At 66.4% G+C, this 13,413-nt stretch carries 16 protein-coding genes; 11 read left to right on the top strand and 5 right to left on the bottom strand.

The genetic code is table 11. From position 1 onward, the window contains the following. The first annotated feature begins 30 nt into the window (after nt 1–30). Nucleotides 31–441, top strand: coding sequence for a GNAT family N-acetyltransferase (locus OG394_RS20040; protein WP_328988514.1), 411 nt, complete (start codon nt 31–33; stop codon nt 439–441). 146 nt (nt 442–587) lie between these two features. After that, entirely contained in the window at nt 588–704 is a 117-nt protein-coding gene (locus tag OG394_RS40100; RefSeq protein WP_442914216.1) for an alpha/beta hydrolase, read from the top strand. Nucleotides 705–708: 4 nt separating this feature from the next. On the opposite strand, the gene OG394_RS20035 is transcribed toward OG394_RS40100, so the two are convergent. Next, nucleotides 709–2,085 carry an aspartate aminotransferase family protein gene (locus OG394_RS20035; RefSeq protein WP_328988513.1) on the bottom strand — a complete coding sequence of 459 codons (1,377 nt, stop codon included), beginning with the start codon at nt 2,083–2,085 and terminating at the stop codon, nt 709–711. A gap of 39 nt (nt 2,086–2,124) precedes the next feature. Beyond that, a complete protein-coding gene (locus tag OG394_RS20030; RefSeq protein ID WP_328988512.1) occupies nt 2,125–2,553 on the bottom strand; it encodes an SRPBCC family protein in 429 nt (142 codons plus the stop codon). Nucleotides 2,554–2,686: 133 nt separating this feature from the next. Here OG394_RS20030 and OG394_RS20025 point away from each other — a divergent pair, with 133 nt between their 5' ends. From OG394_RS20025 to OG394_RS20015, 3 genes are all read left to right on the top strand, one after another. After that, nucleotides 2,687–2,890: a three-helix bundle dimerization domain-containing protein gene (locus OG394_RS20025; RefSeq protein ID WP_328988511.1), complete on the top strand. Its 204-nt coding sequence runs from the start codon at nt 2,687–2,689 to the stop codon at nt 2,888–2,890. 136 nt (nt 2,891–3,026) lie between these two features. Beyond that, complete coding sequence (locus OG394_RS20020; RefSeq protein WP_328988510.1) at nt 3,027–3,467, top strand: MarR family winged helix-turn-helix transcriptional regulator; 441 nt, start codon at nt 3,027–3,029, stop codon at nt 3,465–3,467. A gap of 94 nt (nt 3,468–3,561) precedes the next feature. After that, nucleotides 3,562–3,828 carry a hypothetical protein gene (locus OG394_RS20015; protein WP_328988509.1) on the top strand — a complete coding sequence of 89 codons (267 nt, stop codon included), beginning with the start codon at nt 3,562–3,564 and terminating at the stop codon, nt 3,826–3,828. 150 nt (nt 3,829–3,978) lie between these two features. Here the strand turns inward: OG394_RS20015 and OG394_RS20010 are convergent, their stop codons facing one another. Next, nucleotides 3,979–5,958, bottom strand: a complete 1,980-nt coding sequence (locus OG394_RS20010) for an amino acid transporter (protein WP_328988508.1) — start codon at nt 5,956–5,958, stop codon at nt 3,979–3,981. Between the two features lie 113 nt (nt 5,959–6,071). Here OG394_RS20010 and OG394_RS20005 point away from each other — a divergent pair, with 113 nt between their 5' ends. After that, nucleotides 6,072–6,224 (top strand): hypothetical protein, encoded by a 153-nt coding sequence (locus OG394_RS20005; protein WP_328988507.1) that lies wholly within the window; start codon nt 6,072–6,074, stop codon nt 6,222–6,224. On the opposite strand, the gene OG394_RS20000 is transcribed toward OG394_RS20005, so the two are convergent. Then, nucleotides 6,211–6,987, bottom strand: coding sequence for an aminoglycoside phosphotransferase family protein (locus OG394_RS20000; protein WP_328988506.1), 777 nt, complete (start codon nt 6,985–6,987; stop codon nt 6,211–6,213). The genes OG394_RS20005 and OG394_RS20000 overlap by 14 nt on opposite strands. A 142-nt stretch (nt 6,988–7,129) precedes the next feature. Between OG394_RS20000 and OG394_RS19995 the strand changes: the two genes are divergently transcribed. Next, nucleotides 7,130–7,759 (top strand): AMIN-like domain-containing (lipo)protein, encoded by a 630-nt coding sequence (locus OG394_RS19995; protein ID WP_328988505.1) that lies wholly within the window; start codon nt 7,130–7,132, stop codon nt 7,757–7,759. After that, the gene (locus tag OG394_RS40095) at nt 7,753–8,085 is read left to right on the top strand and encodes a double zinc ribbon domain-containing protein (protein WP_442914310.1); all 333 of its coding nucleotides are present in this window, start codon (nt 7,753–7,755) and stop codon (nt 8,083–8,085) included. The genes OG394_RS19995 and OG394_RS40095 overlap by 7 nt, the downstream gene beginning before the upstream one ends. Nucleotides 8,086–8,641: 556 nt before the next feature. On the opposite strand, the gene OG394_RS19990 is transcribed toward OG394_RS40095, so the two are convergent. After that, nucleotides 8,642–10,831, bottom strand: a complete 2,190-nt coding sequence (locus OG394_RS19990) for an MMPL family transporter (RefSeq protein ID WP_328988504.1) — start codon at nt 10,829–10,831, stop codon at nt 8,642–8,644. A gap of 172 nt (nt 10,832–11,003) precedes the next feature. Between OG394_RS19990 and OG394_RS19985 the strand changes: the two genes are divergently transcribed. The 3 genes from OG394_RS19985 to OG394_RS19975 all read left to right on the top strand — a co-directional run bounded on the left by OG394_RS19985 (nt 11,004) and on the right by OG394_RS19975 (nt 13,405). Further along, entirely contained in the window at nt 11,004–12,149 is a 1,146-nt protein-coding gene (locus OG394_RS19985) for a sensor histidine kinase (RefSeq protein ID WP_328988503.1), read from the top strand. Next, nucleotides 12,146–12,802, top strand: coding sequence for a response regulator transcription factor (locus OG394_RS19980; RefSeq protein ID WP_328988502.1), 657 nt, complete (start codon nt 12,146–12,148; stop codon nt 12,800–12,802). The genes OG394_RS19985 and OG394_RS19980 overlap by 4 nt, the downstream gene beginning before the upstream one ends. A gap of 132 nt (nt 12,803–12,934) precedes the next feature. Next, a complete protein-coding gene (locus tag OG394_RS19975; RefSeq protein ID WP_328988501.1) occupies nt 12,935–13,405 on the top strand; it encodes a hypothetical protein in 471 nt (156 codons plus the stop codon). The last annotated feature ends 8 nt before the right edge of the window (nt 13,406–13,413 follow it).

The raw sequence follows: 13,413 nt of genomic DNA, 5'->3' as shown, positions 1-13,413 counted from the left end.
CTTGATCGACTATGCGCCATTCTTGAGACCATGGAGTATCCCTCTGGAAAAGACCTCAGAGAATGGCTTGAAGAGTACGACGCAGAGCGGTCTTGGGTTTTCGACATGGCGCCGGTGACGGTAGCGCCGACGAAAAACGTGGTCGGCCACATCCAGATCTTCAACCCCACCGAAGCTTCTCCATGGGTCGACTACGCCGAGCAGCCCGCCGCCAATCTGTTGGCCATCGGAAAGCTCTTTGTCAGACCCAATACCCACGAATATGGCATCGGAAGATACCTGCTCAAGGAATCCATCAAGTACATCCAAGGTCAAGGCAAGCTCCCAGTCCTGGATCGTCAGGGAAATGGGTTTATTGCAGAGGGCTTCTACGAGAAGTTCGGATTCAAAGAAATCCCGTCAGGAAACCCCGACGTTGCTCCAATGATCTACACCAAGTGACGCTACTCATCGGCGTGGAGTGTCCTGCATGGACCTGCCTGGTGAGCTCAAGGGGTACGCCGATGCGAAGGCGCGTCTGGCCAAGGCAAAACGGGTGGCTCCGCGAGTCGGCGCGGCCGTCGAAGGCTGGGTGATCGCCGCTGCCTGTGCGGGCTGGCCGATCCCGTGGCCACACGGCGTACTTCAACTCGGAATGCGCGCGGGCCACCATCACGTCGTACCTGCTGGAAGGAGAACTGCCACCGAAGTACTCAACCTGCTGAGAGGTCACGTGAGGTACGCGTCGGGCTCGGCGAGGGCTTCGTCCAGGATGGCCAGACCGGCTTCGGCGTCGTTGTCGGTCACGTTGAGCGGCGGCGCGACGTGGATGCGGTTGCCAAGGATGAGTGGGACCAGGCTCCGGCTCAGGCACGCCTTGGCAAACGCGGCCATCGGTGCGTTCGCCTCGCCCGTCGCGCCGACCGGCACCAGCGGCTCTTTGGTCTGCCGGTCGCGCACCAGTTCTAGGGTCCAAAGGCCGCCGATGCCGCGGACGTCCCCGACGGACGGGTGCTTCTCGGCGAGCTTGGTGAGCCCGGGCCCGAGGACGTCGGTGCCGAGGCGGGCGGCTGCGGTGACGGTGCCCTCGTCGCGCATCGCGCTGATGGCGCCGACCGCGGCCGCGCAGGCGAGTGGGTGCCCGCTGTACGTCATGCCAGCCGGGTAGGGGCGTTGGGTGAACGTCTCGTGGATGGCGTCGCCGACCAGTACGCCGCCGAGAGGCACGTACCCGGAGTTCACGCCCTTCGCGAAGACCAGCAGGTCCGGGGCCACCCCGTCATGGTTGACGCCGAACCAGGCGCCGGTACGGCCGAAGCCGACGAGGATCTCGTCCGCGATGAAGACGATGCCGTGACGGGTGCACAGCTCCCGGACACCACGGAGGTAGCCGGCCGGCGGCACGATGACGCCCGAGCTGCCGGTCACCGGTTCCAGCACCAACGCGGCGATGGTCGGCGGGCCTTCCAGCAGGATCACCTGCTCCAAGTGGGCGAGAGCTCGCTCGCACTCCTCCTCAGGCGTGCTCGATCCGAACGCCGAGCGGTAGAGGAAGGGCCTGAAGAAGTGGACCGCGCCCGCTCCGCCGGTGTCCGAGGCCCATCGGCGCGGGTCGCCGGTGAGGTGGATCGAGGTCGTCGTCGAGCCGTGGTACGAGCGGTAGGCGGCGAGCACCTTGGGCCGCCCGGTGTGCAGGCGAGCCATCCGTACGGCGTGCTCCATCGCCTCGGTACCGCCGGTGGTGAACAGCACGTGCCCGAGTCCTTCCGGGGCGACCTCGACGATCAGCCGCGCCGCTTCACCGCGTACGTCGGAGGCGTAGGCGGGGGCAAGCGTGCACAGCCGATCGGCCTGTTCCTTCACAGCCGCGACGATGCGCGGGTGCTGGTGACCGAGGTTCGTGAAGACCAGCTGCGAGCTGAAGTCCAGGAAGCGCCGACCGTCGACGTCGATGACGTGGCTGCCCGAGCCGCCGACGAAGGTCGGCACCGTACGCGGACCCTGCACCGTCCAGGGATGGAAGACCAGCTCGTCGAGATCCATCGCGCACCTCCCCTGCTGCCGCGACCGCCAAACTCCACTGTCTGACCGCCACGCGCGATTCACAAGATCACAACGTGGACCCGCTCGGGCGCGTGCCAAAGGTCAGGGGCGTTCGAGGATTTGCTTGAGTACCTCGAGGTTGGCGGCCACCGCCGACTTGACCCGGGATCCCGTCAAGGGCGCGATGAGGCGCAGCGGGCCGGTTGCCTTGAGGTCCATGGTGTTGGCGAGGGTCGTGGCGGTGCCATCCGGCTCGAGCAGGTAGGTGATATCGCCCTGGAACGGCCCGATGGCTCCCCGGATCGCGAGCCGGTTGCCGGGCTCGAACTCGGTCACCGTGAACAGCTCCTCACTTGGGGAGGGGATCGTCCGCGCCTGCCGGTACTGCGAGCCGACGCCAACGGGGCCGTCCGAGATCTTCTGGGTCTCGCTGATGGCGTAGTTCCACATCGGCACGTTTTCGAACTGGGCGAGGTACGCGAACACGTCGGTCGGCTGGCGGTCGATCCTGATCGTGTTGGTGAACTGCATGGCCGATCTCCTTCGTGGGCTGTAGAGCAGGTGTCGTCAGGGAGGCCTTCGGCGTACCAGTGATGACCTTACTGACTGACCGCTGGGTGGGACTCCCCTTGTGTGGTGGCGGGGACGTGCCTGTACTGGAGGTATGGAGACGAACGAGGAAGTTCGGGCTATCGGCGAGGTCATCGAACGACTGGGCAAGGCGTTCCCCAACGTCTCACCCGAGATCGTCACAGCGGCTGTACGACATGCGCAGAAGGAGTTCGCCGACATGCCGATTCGCGACTTTGTCCCGCTATTCGTGGAACGCTCCGCCAAACACCGCCTACGCCATCTTGTGTCGCATTAGCGGCACGCACCACCCGCCACACCCGTCGTACGCCGCATAAGTCGTACGGCGGTCGCTGATGCCCTCCGGGAGCTGGTGTACTTCGGCAAAGCCCGTCGCTGACGATTGAGCGCGGGCGCGACGCTGAGGAGACCGGATGAGTGAGCAGCGGGCGGGATTTCGGCCGATCGGCTATTGGCTGAAGCGCGTTCACGAGTTGATCGACGCCAGCTTCGACCAGCTTCTGAAGGAGGCTGGAGTCGGCCGGAGGCACTGGCAGGTTTTGAACACGCTTGCCGCCGACGGGCCCCAGCGGCTGCCCGAGCTCGAGGCCGCGCTTAAACCATTCCTCTCCGCCGACGAGCCCTCGCTCGCGCCGGTGATCGACGATCTGATCAAGCGGGAGTGGGTGGCGTCCGACGACGCGTTCGCGTTGACCGCGGACGGGACGTCGGCGCATGCCCGGCTCCTCGAGCGCGTCACGGAGAACCGGCAGCAACTGACGGCCGGGATCTCCCCCGAGGAGTACCAGTCCGTGGTCGACTGCCTGGCCCGGATGGCCGGCAACCTCGAGGGCACATCGTCTTCGCAATTGTGAGCCGACGAATGAGTTTTCATCGGGCGGGTACCGGGCGGAGTGGACTTACCGTCCCCTCCGGGGCGGGCTGAGTTCTGCCGGGAGGTGGGAACTGATGGACGACGTCGAGACCTACTACGACGATGGTGAGTGGAAGTGCCGCTGGGTGAACGGTCGCGAACCCTTCGCAAGCGGGACCGATATGAGCAGGCTGATCGCGCAGGGCGCCACGGTGGCTCACTGGTACGCGGTCGACCACATCATCAGGGACGCCGACGGTGCGATCATCGAACGCAACTCCTACCGCAATGCGGGCGATTGCTCAGAGCCACTGCTCGACTCCCACCGGAAGTCCGCAACCCCAAGGCGCGCCTCCGCCTGATCCCCGACCCCCTTTTCTTGCGACGATCGGACCCGTTTTGCCGCTCGTCTGCTACCTGTCAGGTGCAGGCTGGCTTCCAGCGGCAAAACGGGTCCGATCGTCGCAAGAAAAGGGCCGGCAGAAGGAGACCAGTCAGCCGACGTGGCTGGTTTAGCCGACGTGGATGCCGGGGCGGCGGGCGTTGTCGGGTTCGTGCTGGCGGATGATCTCGCGGACGACGGGCGGGGTGTCGCCTTGGCCGAGGATGAGGTAGCGAAGGAGATGGCTGAGCGGATTGCCCTCGGACCATTCGAAGTGGCAGTGCGGCATTACGCCGGTGGTGTCGCGCAGGGTCAGCAGGATCGCCGCGATCGCGTTCGGCGCGGCCGGGCTCTGCGCGCGCAGGATCTGGTGGCCGTCGACGTCGATGCCCTCGACCCGCAGTACGTCGCTGAAGGTGGACGGGTCGATCACGTCGATCTCGAGGAACACCACGTCCGCGTGACCCGGCACCGGGTCCATCGCGCGGACCTCGGCCTCCTTGGCCGTGTACTCCGCGGCATCGCCGGCCTGGCGCTTGTTGGCGATCAGGTTGAGCGCGCCATCGTTGGTGATCGAGTTGGTGATGATGCGCCGCGCCGCCTCGTCGAACTCGATCCGGTCGGCGCGTAGTTCGGTCGTTCGCGACACCCGCGAGATCAGCGAGACGACGATGATGCCGGCGATGAAGAGACCGGAGATGGCAATGCCGTCGGGCTTTTCGATGATGTTCTCGACCAAGGCATACATCAGCACCAGGACCAGGACGGTAAAGGCGATGGTCTGACGGCGCTGCCGCCGGTGCGCCGCGGAAATGGCGACCGCGACCGCACCGGAGACCATCATCACCAGGATTCCGGTCGCGTACGCCCCGGCCTGCGCGTCGACATCGGCGCCGAACGCGATGGTGATCGCAACGCTGATGGCGGTGTAGACCAGCACCACCGGGCGCACGGCGCGCCCCCATTCCGGCGCCATGCCGTACGCCGGCAGGTACCGCGGCACGATGTTGATCAGCCCGGCCATCGCTGAGGCGCCCGCGAACCAAAGGATCAACACGCTGCTGATGTCATACGCCGTACCGAACACCTCGCCGAGGTATTCGTGCGCCAGGTAAGCCATCGCGCGCCCGTTTGCGGCACCACCCGGCTCGAACTCTTTGGCCGGGATCAGCACAGTGGTGATGAAGCTGGTCGCCAGTAGGTAGACGCTCATGATCAACGCGGCAGCCGTCAGGAGCTTCTTGGTATTGCGGATCCGGCTGGCCAGTCGCTCGGCGGCGTCCTTACCGTCCGCCGCGACGAGCGGCATCATGCTCACGCCCGTCTCGAATCCGGACATCCCGAGCACCAGCAAGGGGAAGGCCACGATGGCCGGTCCGACCACCCCACCGAACCCTTCGCGCCCGGCCGTCAACGCGTCGACCCAGCCGCTGAAGGCCCCAGGAACCGTGACGACGTCGTACATGCCGACGGCAACGACCGCGGCGTTGAGCGCGAGGAAGGCCGCCACGAGCGGGATCGCAACACTGACGGCCTCACTGAAGCCGAGCAGGAACACGCCACCCAGAACCAGCAGCAGCACCACCGTGACGAGTACTTCGTGGCCGTGCAAGGCCCCTGGCATCAAGGGGTTTTCGAGCATGTGAACGGTCGCGTCGGCCGATGACAGCGTGATGGTGATGATCCACGACGTCGCCACGAATCCGAGCAGTACCAGGACGAAGATCTTGCCGCGCCAGAACGGCAGCAGGTTCTCCAGCATCGCGATGGAACCCTGACCGTGCGGACTTTCCTTGGCCACCCGGCGGTACATCGGCAGCATGCCCAGCAGCGTCAACGCGACGATGAGCAACGTCGCGAGCGGTGACAAGGCGCCTGCGGCGAGGGCGGCGATGCCGGGCAGGTAGGACAGCGTCGAGAAATAGTCGACGCCGGTCAGGCACATCACCTTCCACCACGATTGCGGCTGGGCATGGCCCTCGTCCGTCTCCGGCCCGACCGGCTGCACCTGATGCTTCAGCAGCCAGCCCTTCACACCACCGTCGGCGGTCGACGGTTTGCCGGGTCCCGCGACGGTTGCGGGAACGACGAGTTCATCCGATGTGGTCACCCGGAAACAATGCCCGATCAGCCCGGCCAACCCCGCATTGCAGACCGCCATCAGGGTGTTAGAAACGTGTGAGAATCCCTGCGTCGTCCCGGTCCGGCGGCTACCTTTGCGCGATGCTGACCCCTGGAACAGCGCTCTGGATCGTCGGCGTGGGCCTAGTCATCGGGGGCCTGGTATCCGTGCTGCGCTACCGCATCGCGCTCGGCGCCGGCCTCATGGTCGCCGGACTGACCCTCGGCCTGGTGGGAACCGTCACTCTCGACTGAACAACCCGCGATTCTGTTCGGCCCAGGCGATTTCGCGGGCGACTCGGTCCGCCGCGCCCGCGGCCAACGCGGTCCGCTGGCGTTCATGCCCTTGCGCCGCGAGTTGTACGACCTTCGCATGCGTTTCGCGTTGTACGGCGATGACCCCGTCGACGACATCGGCCGGCCCTGTCCAGCCGTACGACGTGAGGAAGATTCCGGTACGACGCCTCCGGTCGGGCGGCGCGGAATACCCCAACCACTGCAAGCATTCCGCGTCGGAGCGAAAGGGCGCGACGTACTGAAGCGCGTAGTAGACGTCCTGCGCCGGCGGCGCCACGCGCGCGTACTCCCAATCGAGCAGCCCGGTCGGTGTCGTATCGCGCCAAACCACGTTCCACGGGCCGTAATCCCCATGGCAGACGATCTCGCCTTCACCGCCGGCGCCCGTACTCCCGTCGTACCAGGTGAGCTCCTCGCGCGGACGCCATTCGGCAACGGCCTGGTGGTAATCGCGCAGCATCCGGGCGAACTCGGCCAGGCCCCTCTCGTCGACGACCTTGGCCCAGCCGGACGGGCCCGCTTCGCCTTCGAGATAGGTCAACACGTCCCAGTCGGGTTCGGACGGTAGGACCTGCGGAGCTCTGGTGAAACCGACCTCGTGCAAGTGGACGAGCAATGCGCGGACCGACGGCGACCACGGCTGGGCCGGGTGACGTACCGTCCCACCTCGTCGGACGACCGGTCGATCGGGCCGATCCTGAAGCACTTCGTCCGCGTCCATCCCACCTCCTCACGTCCTCCCGGATGCTAACCGCCGGTGGTTGCGAGGTGTGGTCGCGCGAGCACGGGAAATCATCGTTGCGGCGTGTCAACTTGGGACCCTATGAGCGCATCTAACAGGTGTCTCTAAGGGGGGACACACCATGAAGCTCTTCCACACCATCCGTAAGCCGGTCAACCGACCGATCCACCGACCGATCCGTACCGCGGTGGCCGTTCTGGCCGTTGCCGCGGTCCCGGCAGGCGCCGTCGCCGTACCGACGCTGGCCGGCGCGTCCACGACAGCTGCCACGAGCACCACGGCCGCTGCCACCAAGTGCCCCACCGGTTGGGGTTCGCTGCCCGAGTCGGGCAAGTACCGCGGCGCCGGAGTGCTCACGAACGTCCGGACCGGCAGGCATGCCTGCTTCGACCGGATCGTGTTCGACGTCAAGGGCAAGCCGTCCTGGTTCCGCGTGCACTACGTGAAGAACGTCTACACCGTCGGCGAGGGCAGACTCCTCCCGCTGCGTGGAGGCGCCAAGCTGGAGATCGTGCTCGCGGTGCCGTCGTACGACGCTGCCGGCCGCTCCACCTACAACCCGGCGAACCAGAAGGAACTGACGAACGTGCGCGGATACCGGACCTTCCGGCAAGTCGCGACCGCCGGCAGCTTCGAAGGCGAGACCACGATCGGACTCGGCGTCCGCGCCCGTCTCCCGTTCCGCGTCTTCACCCTCACCGGCCCCGGTAACACCGGCCGCATCGTGGTCGACGTAGCCCACCGCTGGTAACTCTCCACCCTCCCCAAGAACGCGGGCGCAGCCAACTCCCGGCTGCGCCCCCTTTCTTTCCACGCGCGAGCGTCACGCACACCCCGCCCCCACTGCGCCCCCTGCCACGGTCGGACGCAAAATGCGCCACCTGTGGAAACCCCCTGCCACGGTCGGACGCAAAATGCGCCACCTGTGGAAACCCCCTGCCACGGTCGGACGCAAAATGCGCCACCTGTGGAAACCCCCTGCCACGGTCGGACGCAAAATGCGCCACCTGTGGAAACCCCCTGCCACGGTCGGACGCAAGATGCGCCACCTGTGGACACCCAGCCCACGGCACCTAGGGCCGAACCGCACAAGTTCTGGCCAATTTGTGCAAAACCCTGCCGCGAAGTGCCTTGTTGTGTCGCGCGTGTGCAAGCACGACGAGGCACTTCGCGGGAGAGTTTTCCCAGATTGGCCTGGGCCTGTGCAGATTGCGTCCGGCCGCGGTAGCGCTGTCTACAGGTGGCGCATCTTGCGTGCGACCGTCACAAGCGTCTGCCCCAGGGACGGCATTTCGCGTCCGACCGTGGCGGCAGGTTCAAGCCGATTTGTGCAAAACCTTGCCGCGAGGTGCCTTGTTGTGTCGCGCGTGTGCAAGCACAACGAGGCACTTCGCGGGAGAGTTTTCCCCAGATTGGCCTGGGCCTGTGCAGATTGCGTCCGGCCGCGGTAGCGCTGTCCACAGGTGGCGCATTTCGCGTCCGACCGTCGCAAACGTCTGCCTGGGGTATCGCATTTTGCGTCCGACCGTCGCAGGCGTTTGGCACCAGGTGGCGCATTTTGCGTCTGATCGTGGGTGGGGGTGGAGCGGCGGGGCCACTCCACCCCGAGCGGGATGTGGGTAGGTCGGGGTGGTTAGACGAGGGCGGGGTTGTCGTCGGGGAGGGGAGTGGGGGGCGGGGTGGGGGTGGGCGCAGGGAAGGTGGGGTGGGGGTCGAGGTGGAGGGTGGGGAGGAGGCGGTTCAGCCAGGTGGGGATCCACCAGTTGGCGTTGCCTAGGAGTTTCATGGCGGCTGGTACGAGGACCAGGCGGACGATGGTGGCGTCGATGAGGACGGCTACGGCCAGGCCTAGGCCGAACATCTTGGCGGTTGGGTCGTCGCCGAGGCCGAAGCTTACGAAGACCGAGATCATGATCAGCGCGGCAGACGTGATGACGCGGCCGGTGGACGCGATGCCGTTGCTGACCGAGGTTTCGTTGTCCCCCGTGAGCAGGTATTCCTCCCGAATTCTCGAGAGCAGGAACACCTCGTAGTCCATCGATAGCCCGAAGAGTACGGCGAACATGAACATCGGGATGAACGGCAGGATCGGCACAGTTGACTCCAGTCCGATGAGGCTCGCGGCCCATCCCCACTGGAACACCATCACCATCACCCCGAACGAGGCGCCGATGCTGAGCAGGTTCATCAACGCTGCCTTGAGCGGTACGACGATCGACCGGAAGACCAACGTCAGCAGCAATACGGACAACAGGATGACCGCCCCGATGAACCACGGAAGCCGATCGTTGACCTTCTGGCCCACATCGGCCAACGTCGCCACCTGACCACCGACGTGAGCCTTGGCCGGGCTCCCGTCCAGCACCGCGGGAAAGACCTCCGACCGGAGCCGTTTGACCGTCTCCATGGTGGTGTCGTCTTGCGGTCCAGTCGTCGGGATGGCGATCAGCGTCGCGACGCCGGCCTCCGCGTTCACCTCGGGCGGTACGACGGAGGCGATGCCCGAGTCGGCCTTGATGGCATCGGCGAGAGGCTGGACCACGTTCGGGTCCTTCGAGATGTCGATGGCGATGACCAACGGGCCGTTGCTACCGGCACCGAAACCCGCGGCGACGAGGTCGTACGCCCGGCGCTCCGTTCGCTGCGTTGGCAAGGCGCCCTCATCGGGGGTGCCGACCTTCAGCGCCAGCACGGGTGCGGCGAGTGCCAAGAGCAGCACCGTGGCGCTGATCGCGTACACAACCGCGTGCCTCGACACGTGCCCAGCCCAACGCTGCCAGCCCAGCCCAGGGGCCGAGGAGCGATGGCGGCGGTGGATACCGAGGCGGTTGATCCAGTGCCCGGTCAGACCGAGGAACGCGGGCAGCAAGGTCAGCGAAGCGAGGACCATGACCAGCACGATGAGCGAAATGGCGACGCCGCCCGCAGTCATGAACGGTACGCCGGCGACGGCCAGGCCGAGGATCGCGATGACGACCGTGCCACCGGCGAACACGACGGCCTGCCCAGCGGTGGCGACGGCACGCCCGGCCGCTTCCTGGACGCTCATCCCGAGGCCGAGGAACTCGCGATGCCGGGTCACGATGATCAGCGCGTAGTCGATCCCCACTCCCAGCCCGACCATGCTGCCGAGCACGGGCGCCCAGGCCGGAATATCGATCAGGTACGTCATCAGGGACAGCGAGCTGATCCCGAGCGCGAGCCCGAACAACGCCATCCCGATCGGCAGCCCCATCGCGATGATCGAGCCGAAGGCCAGCAGCAGAATCACGATCGCGGCCGCCAATCCGACCCCCTCGGCGATCCCCGGCGCGCCTTCCTCGAACGCGTAGAAGAGGTCGCCGCCCAGCTCGATCCGCAGCGGAGAGTCCACGCGCGCCTGCTCACCGAATGCCTTGAGATTCTCGAGGTCGCTCGGTTCCAGTTTGTCGAGCACCGGGTATTGCAGCCGGATGATCGCGACCCGGCCGTCGGGCGAGATGTTCCCCGGGCCGGCCGCGAGCACCTGCGGCAATTCGGCCGCCGCTGACTGGATCCGCGCCAGCGCAGCTCGCGCAGCAGCCGAATTCTGGAACGTCGTACCCCCGTCGAGTGGAGTCACGACTACCTGTGCGGTGAGTCCGGCCTGGTCCGACCCAGCGGCCGACAGCAGATCGGTCGCGTGCTGGGAATCGACTCCCGGCGCGCCGAAGGATTCCTCGAGCTTTTGACCGAAGGCGCTGGATGCCGCGACCACCAGTGCGGAGATGACCAGCCAGGCCCCGATGACCCTCCACGGGCGGCGCGCGGCGTACCGGCCCAACCGGTACAGATTCGACATCATTTGTGAGCTCCTTCAGTGCGTCAGGGGTTCCGAGACCGATCGGTTTCATGGTGTCGGGACGGCCCGGACGGCACCTCCGACGATCGGCCCGAGTTCCATCGGCCGAAGAGCCGACCGGCGTGCCGTACTTTGGGCCGATCCGCTGAGCGCCCTGGGTACCTACGCTGAGGTCATGTTGAGAAACGCCGTCCGCTCGCTGTGGGCCGAACCGCGCGCACCGCAGCCCCCAAGGCGGGTGTGGCGGGACTGGTTGCTCGTCGCCGTCCTGCTACCGACGGCGGTCCTCGAAGGCATCTACCGCGAGGCGGTGGTCTGGCGCCCGGTCGCGCTCGTCTTCGCCGTCGCCGTCGTCTGCGCGCTGCTCTGGCGGCGTACGCATCCACTCACCGTGGTGGCCGCCGTGTTCGGCACCCTGATGGTGACCAGCATCGGCGCGCTGATCACCGGCGAAGGTCCAGTGGGCCTCAACACGATGGTCTGCGTGGTGCTGCTGCCGTACGCGCTCTTCCGTTGGGGAGCCGGTCGCGAAATCGGGATCGGGACGGCGTTCATCCTGGGCGCGCTGCTGCTCGGCCTCATCAGCGACTACACCGGCATCGTCGACTCCGTGCTCGGCAGCATGTTCCTGCTCTCCCCGGCCTCGTTCGGTGCCGCGGTCCGCTATCGGGGTACGTCGCGGATGCGCGAGTTGGATCAGGTACGGCTCCGCGAGCGCGAGCAGTTGGCCCGCGAGTTGCACGACACGGTCGCACACCACGTCTCCGCCATCCTCATTCGGGCCCAGGCCGGCCGCGTCGTCGCCGCCTCGCATCCGACGGCCGCGATCGATGCCCTCGGCGTCATCGAAGCCGAGGCCACGCGTACGCTCGCCGAAATGCGGATCATGGTGGGCGGCCTTCGCGATGACGGCGCGCCCGCACTCGCCCCGCAGCCGGGATTGGCCGAGATCAAGCGGTTGGCCAGCAGCGACAGCGGCCCTCAGGTAGAGGTCGAGCTGGCGGGGGAGCTCGACGACGTCGGCCCGTCTGTCGGCGCCGCCCTCTATCGCATCGCCCAGGAGTCGATCACGAACGCCGTCCGGCACGCGCGCCACGCGACGCGAATCGAAGTCCGCGTCATCGGCGACGACGACTGCGTGCGTTTGACCGTCAGCGACGACGGCGAAGCCGGCCCGGCCCCGGGGAACTCGCTCGGCTACGGCTTGGTGGGCATGACCGAACGGGCGCTGCTGCTCGGCGGTTCGTTCGCGGCCGGTCCCGGCCCGGATCGGGGCTGGACCGTCGAGGCCGTACTCCCCAAGGCGGGCGCGGCCGGATGACCGTTCGCGTGCTGGTCGCCGACGACCAGGATCTCGTCCGAACCGGGTTGTCGATGATCCTCGACGCACAACCCGATATCGAGGTGGTCGGTCAGGCGGCCGACGGACTCGAGGCGGTTGAGCTCGCGCGTCGACTCCGGCCCGACGTTTGCCTGTTCGACATTCGCATGCCCGGTATGGACGGGATCGCGGCCACGCGCGAGCTGGCCGGCGCCGGCGTCGCGGATCCACTGGCGATCGTCGTGATCACCACCTTCGACCTCGATGAGTACGTGTACGGCGCTCTCAAGGCGGGCGCTCGCGGGTTCCTGCTCAAGGACGCCGGGCCCGAACTACTCGTCCAGGCGATTCACGCCGCAGCCAAGGGCGACGCACTCATTGCGCCGAGGATCACCGCCCGGCTGCTCGCCGCGTTCGCCGACTCGCGCACCGGGCGCCAACCCGTTCAGCCCATCGAACCGTTGACCAGCCGGGAAGAGCAGGTCCTCATCACCGTGGCCAACGGCCGGACCAATGCGGAGATCGCCAGCGAACTCCACATCAGCCTCAGTACCGTCAAGACCCACCTCACCAGCGTGATGGCCAAGGTCGGAGCCCGGAACCGCGTCGAAATCGTCATGTGGGCTTACGAAACCGGCCGCGTCAAACGCTAGCTTACGCCGACTGTCTTGTACGGCGTGCGAGGTGGCGCAAAGTTGCAGGTACGTGCAACGCATAAACCTTACTAACGATCTGCCGGTCACCGTAGCGTCGGGCTGCCTGAGTTCTGAGCCCAAGGAGATCGAATGAAGAGTCTGCGCCGAGTCGCATCCACACTGGTGGCGACGTCCCTGGCGATTGCGGGGCTGGCCGGGTCCTCCAGTGCCGCATCGACTGCGAGCGTAGTCGTCCCGCCAGGTCAGGCGGGACATACCTGTAGCGGCTACCACCACGTGACTCCTCAGCACTACTGGCAGACCTGCACATGGGCCGACCACCAGTACGTGTGGTTCACGGTCAACTTCGGCAACACCGACACGCTTTGGTGGCGCCCCAGCTGGACCCAGGTGGATTACATCAAGAGTGGCGTGAAGAAGGATTGCGGCGCGGCGCGTTGGGAGGGTGAGATCGAGATTCAACCGAATTCCGTGATGAGCACTCCTCGGCTCGCCTGTGTCATCACGCGCGTGCCCGGGGCGTACGCCTCAAGGAGCGAAGTCCATCAGGACACGTTCGACTACACAGCGATGAACAGCCCCACACTGCAGGTCCAATAGCCTCCGTG

This window comes from Kribbella sp. NBC_01245 (genome assembly GCF_036226525.1).
Lineage (GTDB): Bacteria > Actinomycetota > Actinomycetes > Propionibacteriales > Kribbellaceae > Kribbella.
The sequence above is the reverse complement of the archived record's forward strand: the minus strand, read 5'-3'. Positions and strand labels throughout refer to the sequence as shown.